General features: G+C 62.2%; 21 protein-coding genes and 1 pseudogene. 18 read left to right on the forward strand and 4 right to left on the reverse strand.

The annotated features are described in order from the left end of the window. Positions 1-33: 33 nt before the first annotated feature. Positions 34-708 (forward strand): response regulator transcription factor, encoded by a 675-nt coding sequence (locus I3K84_RS14130; RefSeq protein WP_011807082.1) that lies wholly within the window; start codon positions 34-36, stop codon positions 706-708. Positions 709-787: 79 nt separating this feature from the next. After that, on the forward strand, positions 788-2233 hold the full coding sequence (locus I3K84_RS14135) for a sensor histidine kinase (protein ID WP_088888101.1): 1446 nt from the start codon (positions 788-790) through the stop codon (positions 2231-2233). A gap of 80 nt (positions 2234-2313) precedes the next feature. Here the strand turns inward: I3K84_RS14135 and I3K84_RS14140 are convergent, their stop codons facing one another. Then, positions 2314-3240, reverse strand: coding sequence for a LysR substrate-binding domain-containing protein (locus tag I3K84_RS14140; RefSeq protein ID WP_196994807.1), 927 nt, complete (start codon positions 3238-3240; stop codon positions 2314-2316). A gap of 110 nt (positions 3241-3350) precedes the next feature. On the opposite strand from I3K84_RS14140, the gene I3K84_RS14145 reads away from it, so the two are divergent. The 3 genes from I3K84_RS14145 (at position 3351) to I3K84_RS14155 (ending at position 6573) form a co-directional block, all read left to right on the forward strand. Beyond that, the gene (locus I3K84_RS14145) at positions 3351-4316 is read left to right on the forward strand and encodes a tripartite tricarboxylate transporter substrate binding protein (RefSeq protein ID WP_011807079.1); all 966 of its coding nucleotides are present in this window, start codon (positions 3351-3353) and stop codon (positions 4314-4316) included. A gap of 18 nt (positions 4317-4334) precedes the next feature. Further along, on the forward strand, positions 4335-5273 hold the full coding sequence (locus I3K84_RS14150) for an N-formylglutamate amidohydrolase (protein ID WP_196994808.1): 939 nt from the start codon (positions 4335-4337) through the stop codon (positions 5271-5273). Between the two features lie 331 nt (positions 5274-5604). After that, on the forward strand, positions 5605-6573 hold the full coding sequence (locus I3K84_RS14155) for a tripartite tricarboxylate transporter substrate binding protein BugE (RefSeq protein ID WP_196994809.1): 969 nt from the start codon (positions 5605-5607) through the stop codon (positions 6571-6573). A gap of 121 nt (positions 6574-6694) precedes the next feature. Here the strand turns inward: I3K84_RS14155 and I3K84_RS14160 are convergent, their stop codons facing one another. The 3 genes from I3K84_RS14160 to I3K84_RS14170 are packed head-to-tail and all read right to left on the reverse strand — an operon-like array spanning position 6695 to position 8938. Then, positions 6695-7384, reverse strand: a complete 690-nt coding sequence (locus I3K84_RS14160) for an SPOR domain-containing protein (protein ID WP_196994810.1) — start codon at positions 7382-7384, stop codon at positions 6695-6697. 58 nt (positions 7385-7442) lie between these two features. Continuing rightward, entirely contained in the window at positions 7443-8300 is an 858-nt protein-coding gene (locus I3K84_RS14165; protein WP_088888105.1) for a biotin--[acetyl-CoA-carboxylase] ligase, read from the reverse strand. Beyond that, entirely contained in the window at positions 8297-8938 is a 642-nt protein-coding gene (locus tag I3K84_RS14170) for an SET domain-containing protein (RefSeq protein ID WP_196994811.1), read from the reverse strand. The genes I3K84_RS14165 and I3K84_RS14170 overlap by 4 nt, the downstream gene beginning before the upstream one ends. 110 nt (positions 8939-9048) lie before the next feature. Here I3K84_RS14170 and I3K84_RS14175 point away from each other — a divergent pair, with 110 nt between their 5' ends. The 13 genes and pseudogenes from I3K84_RS14175 (at position 9049) to I3K84_RS14225 (ending at position 18254) form a co-directional block, all read left to right on the forward strand. Further along, positions 9049-12021 carry a DNA topoisomerase III gene (locus I3K84_RS14175; protein WP_196994812.1) on the forward strand — a complete coding sequence of 991 codons (2973 nt, stop codon included), beginning with the start codon at positions 9049-9051 and terminating at the stop codon, positions 12019-12021. A gap of 4 nt (positions 12022-12025) precedes the next feature. After that, positions 12026-12376, forward strand: a complete 351-nt coding sequence (locus tag I3K84_RS14180) for a DUF4124 domain-containing protein (protein ID WP_196994813.1) — start codon at positions 12026-12028, stop codon at positions 12374-12376. 266 nt (positions 12377-12642) lie between these two features. Beyond that, positions 12643-12804: pseudogene (locus I3K84_RS14185) on the forward strand (nuclease-related domain-containing protein); the annotation flags it as partial. A 241-nt stretch (positions 12805-13045) separates the two neighbouring features. Beyond that, positions 13046-13534 carry a hypothetical protein gene (locus I3K84_RS14190; protein WP_172734578.1) on the forward strand — a complete coding sequence of 163 codons (489 nt, stop codon included), beginning with the start codon at positions 13046-13048 and terminating at the stop codon, positions 13532-13534. A gap of 563 nt (positions 13535-14097) precedes the next feature. After that, positions 14098-14610 (forward strand): hypothetical protein, encoded by a 513-nt coding sequence (locus tag I3K84_RS14195; protein ID WP_011807068.1) that lies wholly within the window; start codon positions 14098-14100, stop codon positions 14608-14610. A 19-nt stretch (positions 14611-14629) separates the two neighbouring features. After that, positions 14630-14719 carry a DUF1010 domain-containing protein gene (locus I3K84_RS22555; RefSeq protein WP_370567744.1) on the forward strand — a complete coding sequence of 30 codons (90 nt, stop codon included), beginning with the start codon at positions 14630-14632 and terminating at the stop codon, positions 14717-14719. Positions 14720-14732: 13 nt separating this feature from the next. Continuing rightward, positions 14733-15215, forward strand: a complete 483-nt coding sequence (locus I3K84_RS14200; protein WP_196994814.1) for a hypothetical protein — start codon at positions 14733-14735, stop codon at positions 15213-15215. Further along, complete coding sequence (locus tag I3K84_RS22560; RefSeq protein ID WP_370567831.1) at positions 15209-15286, forward strand: DUF1010 domain-containing protein; 78 nt, start codon at positions 15209-15211, stop codon at positions 15284-15286. The genes I3K84_RS14200 and I3K84_RS22560 overlap by 7 nt, the downstream gene beginning before the upstream one ends. 19 nt (positions 15287-15305) lie before the next feature. After that, a complete protein-coding gene (locus tag I3K84_RS14205; protein WP_196994815.1) occupies positions 15306-15533 on the forward strand; it encodes a hypothetical protein in 228 nt (75 codons plus the stop codon). 77 nt (positions 15534-15610) lie between these two features. Beyond that, positions 15611-16159 carry a DUF488 family protein gene (locus tag I3K84_RS22565; RefSeq protein WP_196994816.1) on the forward strand — a complete coding sequence of 183 codons (549 nt, stop codon included), beginning with the start codon at positions 15611-15613 and terminating at the stop codon, positions 16157-16159. Continuing rightward, positions 16156-16644, forward strand: a complete 489-nt coding sequence (locus I3K84_RS14215) for a DUF488 domain-containing protein (protein ID WP_196994817.1) — start codon at positions 16156-16158, stop codon at positions 16642-16644. Before I3K84_RS22565 ends, I3K84_RS14215 begins: the two co-directional genes overlap by 4 nt. A gap of 823 nt (positions 16645-17467) precedes the next feature. Beyond that, the gene (locus tag I3K84_RS14220) at positions 17468-17830 is read left to right on the forward strand and encodes a cupin domain-containing protein (protein ID WP_013722854.1); all 363 of its coding nucleotides are present in this window, start codon (positions 17468-17470) and stop codon (positions 17828-17830) included. A 142-nt stretch (positions 17831-17972) separates the two neighbouring features. Continuing rightward, entirely contained in the window at positions 17973-18254 is a 282-nt protein-coding gene (locus I3K84_RS14225; RefSeq protein ID WP_196994818.1) for a hypothetical protein, read from the forward strand. Positions 18255-18287 lie beyond the last annotated feature (33 nt).

Genomic DNA, 18287 nt, shown 5'->3' on the forward strand with positions numbered 1-18287 from the left:
AGGCCGGCGCACGACAACCAGGAGAGACACCCCATGCGCATCCTCATCGCCGAAGACGACCAGGTGCTTGCCGACGGGCTGCTGCGCACGCTGCGCGGCTCGGGCGCCGTGGTGGACCATGTGGCCAGCGGCACCGAGGTCGATACCGCGCTCCTGACCAACAACGAGTTCGACCTGCTGATCCTCGACTTGGGCCTGCCCAAGATGCACGGCCTGGAGGTGCTCAAGCGCCTGCGCGGGCGCGGCTCGGCGCTGCCGGTGCTGATCCTCACGGCGGCCGACAGCGTGGACGAGCGCGTGAAGGGCCTGGACCTGGGCGCCGACGACTACATGGCCAAGCCGTTCGCGCTGTCGGAGCTGGAGGCGCGCGTGCGTGCGCTCACGCGCCGCGGCATGGGCGGCACCAGCAGCGCCATCCGCCACGGGCCCCTGGTGTACGACCAGGCGGGCCGCGTGGCCACCATCGACGGCAAGATGGTGGAGCTGTCCGCGCGCGAGCTGGGCCTGCTGGAGGTGCTGCTGCAGCGCGCCGGCCGCCTGGTGAGCAAGGAGCAGCTGGTGGAGCGCCTGTGCGAGTGGGGCGAGGAGGTGAGCAACAACGCCATCGAGGTCTACATCCACCGCCTGCGCAAGAAGATCGAGCGCGGGCCGATCCGCATCGCCACCGTGCGCGGACTGGGCTACTGCCTGGAAAAGATCCCCGGCTGACAGCACCCGTGGATGCTCTGTTATTGATAGCTGCTTGCGCTTGATGCATAAGCGCTATCGGCCAAAAACGCCCACCACCTTGAAAATCTTCCAGCGCGAGCAGCGCTCCCTCTTCGGCGAAATCCTGGACTGGATGCTCACGCCGCTGCTGCTGCTGTGGCCGGTGAGCCTGGCGCTGACCTGGCTGGTGGCCCAGGGCCTGGCCAACAAGCCCTTCGACCGCGCGCTGGAGTACAACGCCCATGCGTTGGCGCAGCTCGTCACGGTGCACGACGGCAAGGTGCTGTTCAACCTGCCCCAGCCCGCCAGCGAGATCCTGCGTGCCGACGAGTCCGACATCGTCTATTACCAGGTGCTCTCGCCCACGGGCGACTACCTCTCGGGCGAGCGCGACCTGCCGCGCCCGCCGCCCGAGGAGCAGGCGTTCTCCGGCGAGGTGCGGCTGCGCGATGCCGAGCTGCGCGGCATCGACATCCGCGTGGCCTACATCTGGGTGCGCGTGCCGCTGCCCGATGCGCCCGCCGCGCTGGTGCAGGTGGCCGAGACACGCGCCAAGCGCAGCGTGCTGGCCACCGAGATCATCAAGGGCGTGATGCTGCCGCAGTTCGTCATCCTGCCGCTGGCGGTGCTGCTGGTCTGGCTGGCGCTGGCGCGCGGCATCAAGCCGCTGCACCAGCTGGAGGAGCGCATCCGCGCGCGCAAGCCCGACGACCTCTCGCCGCTGGACCACAAGGCCGTGCCGATGGAAGTGGCGCCGCTGGTGGATTCGGTGAACGACCTGCTGCGGCGCCTGTCGGAATCCATGGCCACGCAAAAGCGCTTCCTGGCCGACGCCGCGCACCAGCTCAAGACCCCCCTGGCCGGGCTGCGCATGCAGGCCGACCTGGCGCAGCGCGAGGGCACCAGCACCGAGGAGCTCAAGCAGTCGCTCAAGCAGATCGGGCGTTCGTCCATCCGCGCCACGCACACCGTCAACCAGTTGCTGGCGCTGGCGCGGGCCGAGGGCGGCAGCGCCGTGGTGCAGCGCCAGCCGCTGGACCTGGCGCGGCTGGTGATCGAGGTGGTGCGCGACAGCGTGCCGCGCGCCATGGACAAGCACATCGACCTGGGCTACGACGGCGTCGAGCCCGGCACCAATGGCGTGTGGATGGACGGCAACCCCACGCTGCTGAAGGAACTGGTGCGCAACCTGGTGGACAACGCCATCAACTACACCCCATCCAGCGCGCAGCAGCCCGGCGTGATCACCGCGCGCGTGCTGCCCGACCCGTTCAGCCATGTGCTGCTGCTTCAGGTGGAGGACTCGGGCCCCGGCGTGCCCGAGGCTGAGCGCGAACTGGTCTTCCAGCCCTTCTACCGCGCGCTGGGGACGGACGCCGACGGCTCCGGCCTGGGCCTGCCCATCGTGCGCGAGATCGCGCGCCAGCACGGCGCCGAGGTGGAGCTGGAGGACGTGCGCCCCGGCGCGGCCATGCCCGGCGCGCGCTTCAGCGTGCGTTTCGCGGCACGCGAATCGGGGCCATAGCGCTGCCGCTGTCCGATGCTATCGATCAAATAGCTGCTCGCGCTTGATGGGCAACCGCTGGAGGGCATTTTGAGGTGGATTCAAGCAGCCGGTGCGGCCGTGCCCGCCGCGGGGTCCGCCAGCGCCAGCAGCCAGTCGCGAAAGCGCACCAGCGTGGCCAGCTGCGCACGCGACTCGGGGTAGCACAGCCAGTAGCCCAGGTCGCTCGTGTAGCCGCCGCCGGGCAGCGGCTCGGTGACGGTGCCGGCGGCAATCTCGTCCCGCACCAGGCAGCGCGGCACCAGGGCCAGGCCCATGCCCACCGACACCGCGCGGATGATGGTCTGGAACTGGTCGAACTGCGGGCCGGCCAGCGGGTCCAGGCCGTTCACGCCATGCGCCTCGGCCCAGTGCTGCCAGGCGCCGGGCACGCTCACGTGGCGCAGCAGCGTGTGGCGTGCCACGTCCTGCGGGCTGTGCAGGGGCGGCGCGCCGGCCAGCCCGGCGCGCGGGCCGATCAGGGCCACGTCGTTGCCCGTCAGGTAGTGCGCGCGTGCGCCCGGCCAATGTCCGTCGCCGAACAGGATGGAGCAATCCAGCTCGGGGTCGGCAAAGTCGTAGCCGTGCACGTAGGGCACGAAGTGCAGCGTGATCTGCGGGTGCTGCGCACGCAGCTGCGGCAGGCGCGGAATCAGCCACTTGGCGGCCAGCGTGGGCAGCACCGACAGGTGCAGCGCGCCGCCCTCGTCGCCGCTGGTGATCAGCTCCAGCGTGGCCGCCTCCAAGCGGGCGAGCAGGGCGCTCACGGCCTTTTCGTAGCGCTCCCCGGCGGGCGTGAGCGACAGGCGCTTGCGGCTGCGCTCGAACAGCGCAACGCCCACCCAGCGCTCCAGCTCCTGCACCTGCTTGCTCACCGCGCTCTGGGTGAGGTGCAGTGCCTCGGCCGCGCGCGAGATGCCCCCGAAGCGGGCCACGGTACAGAACGCCCGCAGCAGGTGCAGCGGCGGGTGAAGGCGGCGCAGGATCATGGGGTTTGCCGATCAAAACATTCCACAATGGAATGATAACAGGCACAGCTATTGCTTTTCCGTCCGCACCCCTTCGTTTATCTTTCGTGCACCATCAAAGGAGTGAGTCCATGCAACGTCGCAAACTGATTGCCGCGCTGGCGGTTACCTCTGTAGTTTCTGGAATGACCTTCGCCCAGGACAACAGCCGTCCCCTGCGCATCGTCGTGCCCTTCCCGCCGGGCGGCGCCACCGACATTGCCGGGCGCTCGCTGCAGGAACCCCTGCAGCGCCTGCTGGGCCAGCCGGTGGTGATCGAGAACAAGGCCGGTGCGGGCGGCTCCATCGGCATGGCCGAGGTGGCGCGCGCCACCGACGGGCTGACCTTCGGCGTGGCCACGCTGTCCACCCACGGCGTGAACCCGGCCGTGCTGGGCAAGCTGCCCTACGACCCCATCAAGGACTTCGTCGGCGTGACCGAGATCGTCAAGGCGCCCGGCATCATCGTGGTCAACCCCAAGGTGCTGCCCGTCAAGGACTTCGCCGACCTCGTGAAGCACCTGAAGGCCCATCCCGGCAAGGTGGAATACGCCACGCCGGGCAACGGCACCATCGGCCACATGTGGGGTGAGCTGTTCAAGAGCGCCACGGGCACCAGCATGGTGCACATCCCCTACCGCGGTGCGGGTCCGGCCACCAACGACGTGCTGGGCGGCCAGGTGCCGGTGTACTTCGACCAGGTGGCCTCGTCGCTGCCGCACGTGAAGGCCGGCAAGCTCAAGGCCTTGGCCGTGTCCTGGCACGAACGCCTGGCCGTGCTGCCCGACGTGCCCACCTATGCCGAGCTGGGGTACAAGCAGGCCAACGATGCGTCGTGGTTCGGCCTGGTGGCGCCCAAATCCACCCCCGCGGCCCAGGTGCAGCGCGTGCAACAGGCCGTGGCCCAGGCCCTCAAGGAGCCGGCGGTGCGCGATCGCCTGGCGGCCCAGGGGCTGTATGCGTCGGGCACCACGCCCGCCGAGTTCTCCGCGCAGATCGCGCGTGAAATTGACAAGATGAAACAGGTGGCAGCCTATGCCAAGATCAAACTGGACTGATTTCCACGGAGTGTGCCTATGCAAGCAGTGCTGAAACTGATCCACAGCCAGTACCTGCAGGCCGAGCCCGGCGCAGCCGGCGCCCCTGCGGCGCCGCCCGCTGCGTCACCCGCACGCATGGTCTCCCGCATCGCGGGGCGCACGCCCCTGGTGCTGGATTCGCCGCACAGCGGCACCGTCTACCCCGCCGACTTCCGCGCTGCGCTGGACCTGCCCGTGCTGCGCCGTGCGGAGGACACCCACGTCGAAAAGCTCTACGCCTTCGCGCCCGGGCTGGGCGTGGGCTGGGTGGAGGCGCATTTCCCGCGCATCTACCTGGACGCCAACCGCGACACTACCGAACTGGACGCCACCCTGCTGGACGCGCCCTGGCCCGACCCGGTCACCACCGACCCCGTGGTGCTGCAGAAGGTGCGCCTGGGCAAGGGGCTGATCTGGAAGTTCACCGACGAGGGCGAGCCCATCTACGACCGCCCGCTGGGCGTGGAGGAGGTGCGTGCGCGCATCGATCGCTGCTGGCGGCCCTACCACGCGGCGGTGGCGGCCGAGATCGACGCCGCCCACGCGCGCCATGGCTACAGCATCCACCTCAACTGCCACTCCATGCCCGCCGTGGCCGCCAGCCATGCCACGCTCTACCCGGGCCTGCACCATGCCGACTTCGTCGTGGGCGACCGCGACGGGGCCACCGCCAGCCCGGCGCTGTCGCAGCAGATCTGCGCATTCCTGCGCAAGCGCGGCTACAGCGTGGACTACAACCATCCCTACAAGGGTGTGGAACTGGTGCGCCGCTACGGCAACCCGGCGCAGCACCGCCACAGCATCCAGGTGGAGATCAACCGCAAGCTCTACATGGACGAGCGGACGCTGGACATCCTGCCGGCAGGGTTCGACCGGCTGCGCGCCGACCTGCGCGCGCTGGTGGAGTCTCTGCTGGCGACCGACCCGCGCGGCTGACCGCTGGCGGCGGCATTCAGGCGGCGGCCTCGGCAGCGAAGGGGCCGCAGTCGTCTGTACCGAGGTTCCCAACGCAAGGCCCGTTCCCATGGACGGGCCTTTGTCATTCCACGCGCTTGTGCAGGCGTGGCGATAAAAAACATAGCTGCTGGCGCTTACCAGGCAAGGGTGAATGCGGGATTTCTTCCCTACGGCCACCGGGCGCTGCCGCGGTGTGCGCCGGCAGTGCATTCCGCATTGAAATGAGATGTGTCGCAATGCTCATTGGTCAGCGGCCCGCGGGGTTACCAGAATGGTTTGTTACCAAAGACCAACCTTGAGGGAGCATTGCATGCAGCGTAGAGACATCCTGACACTGGCGGCCGCTGGCGCCATCCCCGGCCTGGCGAGTGCCCAGGCCTCCAGCAGCACCCTGCGGCTGGTGGTCCCCTTCCCGCAGGGCGGCGCCACCGACATCACCGCGCGTGTGCTGGCCGCGCCGCTGTCGCGCATCCTCGGCATGCCCGTGAAGGTGGACAACCTGCCCGGCGCGGGCGGCGCCACCGGCATGCAGGCGGTGGCCAAGGCTGCGGCCGACGGGATGACGCTGGGCGTGGCCACGCTCTCCACGCACGGCGTGAACCCCGCCGTGTACAAGAAGCTGCCCTACGACGCGATCAAGGACTTCGCGGCGGTGACCGAGATCGTCAAGGCTCCGGGCGTGCTGGTGGTGCACCCCAGCGTGCCGGCGCAAAACTTCGAGCAGTTCATCAAGCTGCTCAAGAGCCAGCCGGGCAAGATCACCTATGCCACGCCCGGTGCGGGCACCATCGGCCACATGTGGGCCGAGTTGCTGCAAAGCACCACCGGCACGTCCATGAAGCACGTGCCCTTCCGTGGCGCGGCGCCCGCCGTGCCCGACCTGCTGGAGGGCAAGGTGCAGGTGTACTGCGACCAGGTGGCGTCGTCGCTACCGCACATCCAGGCGGGCAAGCTGCGCGCGCTGGCCGTGTCGTGGAACCAGCGCCTGGCCGTGCTGCCCAAGGTGCCCACCTATGCCGAGCTGAGCCTGTTCACCAACAACGATCCGTCGTGGTTCGGTCTGGTGGCACCCGCCGGCACGCCCGCCGTCGTGGTCCGCGCGCGCCGTGACGCCGTCGCACAGGCGCTGGAGGAGCCCGCCGTGCGCAAGGCGCTGGCCGACCACGGGCTGTTCCCCTCGGGTTCGCTGCCCGCGGAATTCGGGGCCCAGATCCAGAAGGAAGTGGACAAGATGCGGCGCGTGAGCCGCTTCGCGCAGATCAGCCTGGACGCGGGCTGACGGCTGACGGCGGGCCGGCAGCGGCGCTGCCGGTGCGAAGGCCGCCATCCATCAAGGCTGCCGCGCGCCATGCCGCGCAGGCCACCGCGGTCGGCAAACCGCGCCGGCGGCGTGCCAGGGATCAGGCGCAGGGGCGCAGCGTCTTGCCGGCCAGCGCCGGCTGCAGCGTGGTGTCCAGGCGTGTGCGCAGCGTGTCGTTCACGGCCGGCAGGCGCAGCATGAAGCCGGGCGCGTCGGCGCGCTCCTGCACCACGCGCGCGGTGCGCACGCCCTGGTTGGCCAGCAGGGCCATGCCGCGCTGCGCGGCCTCCTCGGTGGAAAAGCGCCCCAGCGACAGCCCCGGCTCCAGTGCCGCGCCGGGCCGGTCGTAGGGGATCTTGAGCGCGCGCAGCTCGGCGCGCTTCTTGGCCACCGCTTCTTCGTCGGGAAAGCGCCCCATGTACACCATCCAGCGGCCCGTGATCGGCGTGGGCTCCAGGGTCCAGCTGCCCTCGGGCAAGACGGCAGCCGCCCGCCGCAGCGCGTCGGCCTGGCGCGCGTCGAACACGCCCGCCTGCAGGCAGGCCGGGGGCTCCGCGGGCGCGGCGACGGTTGCGGGGGACGACGCCGGGCCCGCCGGTGCCGCGGACGACGCGGCCCCCTTGCTGCCCTGGGGCAGCAGGCGCAGGTTCTGCGGGGCGATCTGCTGCTCCATGCGCTGCGGCTCGGACTCATCCACCGGCGCCAGGCCCCAGCCGCGCAGCAGCCCTTGCGACCAGGCGTAGTAGCCGGCGTTGGCCAGCAGCAGAAGCACGACGGCAAGGCGCAGCATGGCTCAGTCCTTCAAGGTGCGGGGGCGCGCAAAAAGCGCGGGGAACGCGGCGTGGCGGTCATTGCGGGCGCACGCTGATCTCGGCGCTGGTGACGGGCTGCATGCCGCGCGCGGTGTGCACCAGCAGCGTGCCGTCCTCGGTCACGCCGTGGGCCGTGCCCTGCGTGCCGTCGCTCAGCGTGACGGCGCGCCCGGCCAGCAGGTCGCGCTGCGCAAAGCGCGCCTGGAAGGGGGCGAAGCCATGCTCGGCAAAACCCAGCAGCGCATGCACCAGCGGCGGCGCGATGCGCTGCAGCGCGCTGGCCGCGGTGAGCGTGGTGTCCACCTCGCGCAGGCACGCGGGGGGCGTGCGCAGCCCGTCGGCCAGCACGGGCAACACGTTCAGCCCGATGCCCACCACCACGTAGCGGCTCTGGCCCGCCACCAGCGGCGGCACGGCCGCGCCGGGCGCGGTCAGCGTGGCCGTCTCCACCAGGATGCCGCCGAGCTTGCGCCCATCCTGGAGCCACAGGTCGTTGGGCCACTTGAGCAGGACGCGCGGGTGCCCGCTGCCTTCGGGGGGCAGGACGGGCTGCAGCGCCTGCGCCACGCTCACGCCCACGGCCAGCGACAGGCCCGACCAGTCGTGCGGCGCCAGCGGCAGGCCCAGCGAAAACGTGAGCGCGGGCACCACGCCGGTGTCGCGGTAGGTGGCGGCGCTGTGCCAGTCGCGCCCCAGGCGGCCGCGACCGGCGGTCTGCTCCTCCGTCACCAGCAGCGTGGGCTCCAGCCGGCCGTCGCGCGCGCGGCGCATGAGCTCGCTGTTGGTGGAGTCGATGCTGGGCAGGACCTCCACGGTGAAGCCGGGCAGCAGCGGAGCAATCGCCTCCCACAGGGCCTCGGCCGGCCAGCGCACGGGGGTGGCGGCGGGGCTCACCGCTGGGCGCTCCTGCGGCCCTGGCGGGGTTTCGCGGATTTGGCGGGCTTGCCGGCTTTGCCGCTGCCTTTGGCTTCCTCGGCCTTGCGGGTCTTTGGGGCCTTCCCGGCTTTTTCGGTGGGAGGTTGGGGCGCCAGGCCCGGCGGCGCCCAGCCGCGCTTGGGCGCCAGCAGCGTGCCGCGGCAATTCTTGCTGCCGCACCAGCAGGGGTATTCGGCCTTCAGCTTGGGCGTGTAGCGCTCTTCGATGATCAGGCCGTAGTCGTAGTTCAGCTCCTCGCCGGCGCGGATGTTGCGCAGCGCGGTGATGAAGATGCGGCCGCCCTGCTCGTCGGCAAAGCAGTTGGGGTCGCAGCTGTGGTTGATCCAGCGCGAGGAATTGCCGCCGAACTTTGCGTCGATCACGCGGTCTTCATCCACGTGGAAGTAGAAGGTGTGGTTGGGCTGCGCGGGGTCGTGCGGGTGGCGGTCCTGGGCTTCCTGCCAGCTGATGACCTCGCCCGTGTACTCGACGAGGACCTCGCCCTCGGCAATGTCCTGCACGGCGAACACACCCTTGCCATGTACGCCCGAGCGCCGGGTCTGGATGCGCCGACCGGCGGCGGGCGTGGGGGCGGCGGTGGAAGCGGTGCGGGGCATGGGGAAACTCTGTTACTTTGAATGTGTGCACACATGCGTGCGCGTGCGCGCGTGTGAGGCGGATTGTAGAAGCGCCAGCAGGGCGCGGTATGGCGTAAGAGACCCACAAAATGACCAAAACACTGGTAATTGCAGAAAAGCCCTCGGTGGCGCAGGACATCGTGCGCGCCCTCACGCCGGTTGCCGGCAAGTTCGAGAAGCACGAGGACCATTTCGAGAATGAGCGCTACGTGGTCACCAGCGCCGTGGGCCACCTGGTGGAGATCCAGGCGCCCGAGGAATTCGACGTCAAGCGCGGCAAGTGGAGCTTTGCCCACCTGCCGGTGATCCCGCCGTATTTCGACCTGAAGCCCGTGGACAAGACCAAGAGCCGCCTGAACGCGGTGGTCAAGCAGGCCAGGCGCAAGGACGTGACCGAACTGGTCAACGCCTGTGACGCGGGCCGCGAGGGGGAGTTGATCTTCCGCCTGATCGAGCAGTACGCCGGTGGCGCCAAGGGCGGGCTGGGCAAGCCCGTGAAGCGCCTGTGGCTGCAGAGCATGACGCCCCAGGCCATCCGCGATGGCTTCGAGAACCTGCGCAGCGACCAGCAGATGCAGGGCCTGGCCAGCGCCGCGCGCAGCCGCTCCGAGGCCGACTGGCTGGTGGGCATCAACGGCACGCGCGCCATGACGGCCTTCAACTCGCGCGACGGCGGGTTCTTTTTGACCACCGTGGGCCGCGTGCAGACGCCCACGCTGTCGCTGGTGGTGGAGCGCGAGGAAAAAATCCGCAAGTTCGTCAGCCGCGACTACTGGGAAATCCACGCGGGCTTTCATGCCGAGGCCGGCGAATACCTGGGCAAGTGGTTCGACCCGAAGTGGAAGAAGAGCGACGACCCCGAGGCCCGCGCCGACCGCGTCTGGTCGTACCACCAGGCCAAGGACATCGCCGACGCCGTGCGCGGCAAGGCCGCCACCGTCACCGAGGAAAGCAAGCCCACCACCCAGGCATCGCCGCTGCTGTTCGACCTGACCAGCCTGCAGCGCGAGGCCAACGGCAAGTTCGGCTTCTCCGCCAAGACCACGCTGGCCCTGGCGCAAAGCCTGTACGAGCGCCACAAGGCGCTGACCTACCCGCGTACCGACTCGCGCGCGCTGCCCGAGGACTACCTGCCCGTGGCCAGGCAGACCTTCGGCATGCTGGCCGGCAGCGGCATGCGCCACCTGGCGCCGTTCGCGCAGCAGGCGCTGGACGACGGCTACGTGCGCCCGTCCAAGCGCATCTTCGACAACAGCAAGGTGAGCGACCACTTTGCCATCATCCCCACTACGCAGGCCCCCAGCGGCCTGTCCGAGGCCGAGCAAAAGCTCTACGACCTGGTGGTGCGCCGCTTCATGGCGGTGTTCTTCCCCAGTGCCGAATACCAGGTCACCACGCGCATCAGCCAGGTGGTGGGTCACTCGTTCAAGACCGAGGGCAAGGTGCTGGTCAAGCCCGGCTGGCTGGCCATCTACGGCAAGGAAGCCGCCAACGAGGTCGAAGACGGCAAGGCCGGCGACAAGGGCCAGCCGCTGGTGCCCGTCAAGCCCGGCGAGATGACCCACACCGAGTTCGCCGAGGCCAAGGGCCTGAAAACCAAGCCGCCCGCGCGCTACTCCGAAGCCACGCTGCTGGGCGCCATGGAAAGCGCCGGCAAGCAGATCGACGACGACGAGCTGCGCGAGGCCATGCAGGAGAAGGGCCTGGGCACGCCGGCCACGCGCGCGGCCATCATCGAAGGCCTGCTGACCGAAAAATACATGCTGCGCGAAGGCCGTGAGCTGATCCCCACGGCCAAGGCCTTCCAGCTCATGACGCTGCTGCGCGGCCTGGATGTGCAGGAGCTGTGCCGCGCCGACCTGACGGGCGAGTGGGAATTCAAGCTCGCGCAAATGGAAAAGGGCCAGCTGAGCCGCGAGGCCTTCATGCAGCAGATCCAGGCCATGACCGAGAAGCTGGTCAAGAAGGCCAAGGAATACGACCGCGACACCATCCCCGGCGACTACGCCACCCTGTCCACGCCGTGCCCCAACTGCGGCGGCGTGGTGAAGGAGAACTACCGCCGCTACGCCTGCGTCGGCCGGTCGGACGACGCTTCAGGTGCTGGCGCGGGCGGCAACGGCGAGGGCTGCGGCTTCTCGTTCACCAAGTCGCCCGCGGGCCGCACGTTTGAAACCGCCGAGGCCGAGCAGCTATTGCGCGACCGCCGCATCGGCCCGCTGGAGGGCTTCCGCTCCAAGGCCGGCTGGCCCTTCGTGGCCGAAGTCACCATTGCCCGCGACGAAGAGGCGGGCAACTACAAGCTCGAATTCGACTTTGGCGACGACAAAAACGCCGAGGAATCGGGCGAGATCGTGGACTTTGCCGGCCAGGAAAGCTTAGGTGCCTGCCCCAGCTGCGGCGCCCCCGTGTATGAACACGGCAGCAACTACGTGTGCAGCAAATCCGTGCCCACCGCCCAGCAGCCCACGCCGTCGTGCACCTTCAAGAGCGGCAAGGTCATCCTGCAGCAGCCCGTGGAGCGCGCGCAGATGCAAAAGCTGCTGGCCACCGGCAAGACCGACCTGCTGGACAAGTTTGTCAGCATGCGCACGCGCCGCGCGTTCAAGGCCTTCCTGGCCTGGGACAAGGAGGCGGGCAAGGTCAACTTCGAGTTCGAGCAGCGCGAATCCAAATACCCGCCGCGCAAGACGGCTGCTGCAAAAACAGGAGCTGCCAGCGCACGTGGGACGGGCGCTGGAGCCGTAAAAGCCTCTAAACCCGCCACCAAGGCCGCCGCCAAGAAGGCCGCGGCCAAAACCACGGCCGCCAAGACCCCGCGCAAGGCCAGCACCGCCGCTGGCAAGGCGCCCAGCGCCCAGTTGGCCGCCGTGATTGGCACTGAACCCGTGGCGCGCCCCGAGGCCGTCAAGAAGATGTGGGACTACATCAAGGCCCACAACCTGCAGGACCCGCAGGACAAGCGCACCATCGTCGCCGACGACAAGCTGCGCGCCGTCTTCGGCAAGGACCGCATCGGCATGTTCGAGCTGGCCGGCATCCTGGGGCAGCACCTGGCCTGACGCCATGCTGAGCCGCGGCGAGCGCATCTTCTGGGGCGGCCTGGCCGCCGTCGTCATTGCCGGCGCCGCCGCCGCGTGGTGGACGGCCGACCAATGGACGCCCCACGCCGCCCCCTGGGCCGCGCAGGTGTGGCGCAAGATCACCCGCCCCGGCCCCGACACCCTGCCGCCGGGCAAGGCCGGCCGGCCCGCCCCCGCCGCACAGGGCGCGGCCGGTGCCGCATCGGCGCCCCTGGCGCCGCCGCGCAAATGCCAGCAATCCGATGGCCGCGTGATCTACACCGACCAACCGTGCCCACGGGGCAGCCGCGAGCAGACGGTGGACGGGGCGGTCACGTCCCTGCCGGCGCGCTGAGCGGGCTTTGCCGCGCCGCCGGGGGGCTCCCCTGCGCTTGGTGCGGCGCCGTGTCTGTCGGGCATTGACGCCCTGAATTCAAATTGCTCCTGATTGAATAGCTATTAGCGCTTACTACATAAGCGCTAGGGGCTATTTTCATCTTAAGCCGCGCACCGTGCCCCCATGCAGCCGGATGCCGCAGGCTTGGGGGTTTCGTCAGTTTGGAGTCAGCTTCGCCGCCTATAAGGTTTCAATCCGAAACAAATAGGACGGGCGGGGAAGGAATGGCGACGTTGATACCCGCACTTGGCTCATGCGCGGGACGCATGCAGTCGGGTGAACGCAGGCTGGCCGAGCGGCTGGAACAGAAACTCGAAGACGACTACCTGCTGTGGTGGGACGTACCCATCGGCCCCAAGCAGACCTTCACCGAATGCGTGATAGTGCCTCGCGCTTAATTCAATGTTTCAGCATCACGGAATAAAAGGGAGGAACGCAGTGCGTGTGCATCGGCTAAATTTTAGGCGGTCTAAATTTCTACAACGCTCAGAAATATGCGGTGCTGTATGCGCCGCACATGTGTTTGGCACGCCTTTGACTGCGTTCGTACGATTGTCTAATCCTAGTTAGCCTTACACTGACGCATCAGTATACCCCTCACATATAATTTCATACACCAATAGAAAAATGAAAAATTTCATTTATACATTTAATCTCCATGCAGCAACAATAGCGTGCATGATTTTTTTTGCAACACCCACAACCGCACAAACATCAAACTCAATTCAAATTGAGTGCCAAGTCTCAGGATCCGAATTGCTTATGGGAAACGAAAGTCAAATAAGAGATATTATTCAGATTCAAATATTTGAAAATCCAATCCCCAGGATTATGATTAAGGGAAATAAAATTCGCTTAGTCATCATAGGTACCAATGCCACCAATCCCTCAGGATTTAAGGCAATTGGTGTTAATCGAAGCACTGAGGATGCCTGGGATATGACCAGCCGTGACACCGGCCCAGACAACTGGCAATTCGAAAACGAAGCTCGCATTAATCGTTTTACTGGATCAATAGTATTACAAAGCATCAGCACTTCACCACAAGGCGTCAAAGCGACCACCAAAGCAAGTGGGAATTGCTCTGCAGCAAATCAAGGACAGCGAAAATTTTAAATTTTAACGCACTGCCCATGTTTTCATTTACGCATGATGCACTCGTTTTATGTAATTTTTCTATTCTTCCCAGTTTCAATGTTGGCCCCAAAAATTTCAGTCAAGCCAACTTGCCAAAGAGGTCAGCTTACTTCATTTTTTAGCTAAAGGAGAGTGTGTGGTTGATAAATTACCAAAGGCACGTAGAAAGGCGCTTATCCAATTGGAAAGCATTCTGGGCAATGAGTGCTACAACGCAAGTATTCAGAACTATGGACCAGGCGGCATCCGAGAAGCCGATGGGCGCGCTTTTCGTTATCCACTCATGGTTCGACTGAGTGACCAGGAAAAGCAGAAGATCAGAGATCATAGTGTGCCAGATAACATCTCCGACGAGGCGCTCCGTAGTGGGTATTACGCGTTTGGTGCAAACCAACTCGACGTAATGACAGCCCTCGAAAGGATGCTGCGGTATCTCGAAAAGCATCATGGCTTGATCATTAAATAGAATGGCTAACATTTCTTTCCAGCGGACCGCCTTTGGCATCCACTGAAGTCATTCGCTAGTTAAAGGAACAACCACCATGCGAATTGCAATTTCTATTCTGATTGCATCCGCCATTACATGGACCCCTTTAGTTAAAGCCGAAAATTTTGGCGCATGGTTCACCGGAAAAACGAATGATGACAATTTTGTTTTTGCAGCCACGGTCAACGATAGCGGGCACCTGCTTGGTCAATATTGCTCCCCAGACACCGGCAACTGTCTTTGGATGCTTGGAATTAACACAACCTGTAAACTCGGTGATAAATACCCGATATTAGCCAACTCAGATAGTGGCGCAAACCATCTCTCCGTTCACTGCAATAAACAGTTGGACGATGGGAAGTTCAGATATGTCTTCAGCAAATTTGACGAAATCGACGGAATAATTAAAGGTGGTTTGCGGATTGGTTTTGCGCTTCCATTGCAAAGCGATAATTTCCGTGTCATAAGATTTGATCTATCCGGTGCGAATCGTGCTATCAAATTTATGCATAACAACGGAGCCAAAACGACACCAAAAACAAAGGGCACGAAGGATCAGTATCTATAACCATTGCCTAAGATTCTCGGTGTTGCTCATCTCACCCTTTTCGTCCGTCGGATCTAACCCAGCAGTCAAGCCGACCCGCCAAAGGCGGGCGGCTTACCTTGTCTGTTAGGTAAAAATACACGATGAGAAAATTTTTATATCTACTTTTGGTCACCATAGTTTTTGTTACTTCTATAAGTGCATGCTCCAAATCAAAAAATGACGAGGCCAAAACTCCCGAACAAGCGATTAACCATTTAATAAACGCATATGCAGACAATGATCTTGAACGCATTAGAGGCTCCCTTGGTTCAAATCATCGATTCGGAAGTAATATAGTTGAAGGCCTAGAATGGATTGGAAATTGTCTGAAAGTGATGAAGCAGTGTATAAAAACACCAATTCAGGTAGTAGAAACTAAAACGGTTGGGAGTGAGATTGCTGTTGCAGTTATGGCGAAAAATTTGATGGGTGCACCGATGAGCGTCTGGTTTGTAACGAATTTAGAAAATGGAAGCTATAAAGTTACTGGAATGAACACCAGATACGAGTGCGTGTTCAAAACCCCAGAACAAAAGGCAAATGATCTCGAAAAACGTAAACCTGGCGACTATACATTCTGTTAGTAACCCGCGTTGGATCTAACCCGGCGCTCAAGCCGACCCGCCTACGGCGGGTGGCTTACCTAGTTCGTTAGTCATTACAGAAAGGAAAACATGGATACCAAAGCAGAAGCACCCAAGAAGAACAACGTCAACTCATTCCGTCCAAAAAAAGTTGCCGATCATGAAATTATTGATTCAGAAGGAAAAGTAGTCGGACATATCCGAGTGAAACCAAGCGGTGTACTTTGGTCACCGAAAAATGGCAAAGATTGGTTTGGTGTATCCCTTGCTGAGTTCGCGGCATTTCTTGAAAATAACGGGAAAAAGCAGAAAAAATAGGCTGTCTAACATTTCGGTCAAGCCGACCCGCCTACGGCGGTCGGCTTACCTCGCCCGTTGGGCGTCAAAGAGGCAGTATGACAACTCTCTATAGCATTGGGTACGGAAACAGATCATGGGAGGAAGTTCGCAGCTTACTCTCCGCGAGGGGCTGCGAATTTCTAATTGATGTTCGCAGTAATCCATTTTCGAAATTCAATCCCTCATTCGGGAAAGATTCCCTCGTGCACCTATGCCAAGAATCCGGGATGCGCTACGTATTTATGGGTGACACCTTAGGGGGGAAGCCTGTATCCGACGAGCACTTCGACAAGGATGGAAAAGTGAACTATATACGCCTGTCAGAGGGTGCCGAATTTCAGCACGGCCTTTCTCGACTAATCACTGCAAGCAATAAGGGGATATGCGCTTGCATCATGTGTAGCGAGCTTCGGCCACAAGAGTGCCACAGATGCAAGCTCATTGGCTCAGAGTTGAAGGAGCTTGGGGTTGAAATGATTCACATTGATGAGACTGGAATTGACATATCTCAAGATGAAGCAATACGCCGGATTACTGGCGGGCAGGACGACATATTTGGCCCCCCCCCTATAATTACTAGATCACGAGGAGCGTATAAAAAATGATCGAAATAATTCACACAATTGGGGGGTATGGGCACTCCAAGGAAGGATTCTTTAAGAGTCTCAAAGACAATGGAGTTGACATTCTTGTTGATATTCGGCAGCGGCGCGGAATGCGGGGGAAATCATATTCGTTCCTCAATTCAAACGCACTCCAAACTGAGTTGTCCAGGCAAGGAATTGCTTACATTCACATTAAAAACCTTGCGCCAACTGATGAAGTGCGTAACGCCCAGAAAGAAGAGGACAAAAAATATGCAGAAAACAAAAGAAGCCGCACCGAGCTCTCTAACATATTCAAAGAAGAGTACCAAGAAAGAATCTTGGCGAATTCTGATGTGAATGAAATTATTCAAGAAATTCAACCCTATCGCCGTCCCTGTTTCTTTTGTGTTGAAGGGCCAGCCAAAGCGTGTCATCGGTCGCTCGTTACGGACTGGATACTAAAACACAAGAATTACCCCATCAACAACATAACTGCCTTATAGAGGCGAAAGATTCGACTTAAGCGCAGGGGGAGATATGGCTATCAATTTAAGAACGTTTGGGAGTAGATCTGCAGCAATCGCTCCACAGCAAGCAGATGTTCTGATCGTATCTCGCACCAAAATGGGAGGTGGAAACGTCTGTATTGGCGGATTCGACATAAGCCAAAATCGAAATGTCCGATTGCTTACGTCGAATGGAGGAAATCAGCCGGGAGACGCTTCATTCCAGATTGGCCAGATATGGAAGATCGCCTATACGCCAAAAACGAACCTTGTTCGCCCACATTTAGAAGACGTGATGGTTCAATCTTCTCATCTCAGCACCACTCTGAGTAGAACAGCCGTCAAACGCTTCATATCTCAAAATTGCAATGTCATACCAGGGTCACTAAGCAACTTATTTGGCGGGTCAGTTCACTCACCGTTGCGCGCAGCATCCTATATTGATGCGACTAGCATTCCAGATCATAGTGTGTGCTTCTGGAGGCCAAACTCGAACCTAACGTATACAAACTCATTCAACAAAGACAAGTATCATTATACAGACCCGGAACACGACGCCTACTTTGCATACGTCGGGATCGATCCAGCCATAGAAATAATCCCCCAAGGGTCAATTGTAAGAATGTCACTTGCGCGATGGTGGACTCCACCAAACTCGGAATCAAAATCGTGCTATTTGCAACTTTCTGGTTGGTTCTAGGCAAGACACCCAACAATTCATTCAAGCCGACGCCGCTTCGCGGCGCGGCTTAACTCAGGCGTTAGACTTTTGGGCGGCGCGAATCTTGCTGCCCAAAGGCTTGCATTTACGGAGCAAAAAATGAGCACTCACCGCGTGTATAAGTCCCATGAATTCATGCAGCCAGCCGAGAAAGAACCAATACGGTCTGTTGTTGTTGAATCTTCGCATTCAGTTATCGTGGCTTGGCATGTGGAGCCCGGCCAAACTATTGCGCCACATATTCACCCCGACGGACAAGATACATGGACCATCCTTTCAGGGGAAGGTCAATATCAAATTGACGAGCAAGGCAACACCGTTGCAATTGTTCCGGGGGATATCGTAGTTGCAAACAAAGGGCAGGTGCACGGTGTTCTTTGCACCAGCGTTGGCCCACTTCGGTTCATTTCAGTGGTTGCGCCTTTGGATGCTGGTTATGAACCGCTATCAGCAAAAACATAGGGGATATCAAGTGCAACAAGCTGCCTCCGCTCCCCAGCCTAACTGTTTGGTCAAGCTGACGCCAACAGGCTCCGCCTGTTGGTACCCTCCGCTTCGCTCCGGCGCAGCTTACCGCGGGCGTTAGTCCCATTCCGAAAATCGTATGCTGAAGACGTTTGACTCCTTTCGTAGCCACTGCCGTTCTTTGGAAGGCAAAGTTCTCTATACAGGAACAAGAAATAAGCCATTTCATGTTGAAGTAGAAGGCAACACGGTTTATTTCACTCCAGAATCATCGGGCAAGCGGCGCACAGCAAATAGTGAAAAAACCGAGCGTGTATTAGCATTACTGGCAGAAACTAACGAATGGACACCTGGAACATATCAGGCCATTAGCTATCACGCCTCATATATTCTTGCAGTTGCCAAACACGCCCGTGTCTAACACGTCGTCACAGCCGACCGCCTACGGCGGCGG

Source organism: Diaphorobacter sp. JS3051, assembly GCF_015832135.1.
Classification (GTDB): Bacteria; Pseudomonadota; Gammaproteobacteria; order Burkholderiales; family Burkholderiaceae_C; genus Diaphorobacter; species Diaphorobacter nitroreducens.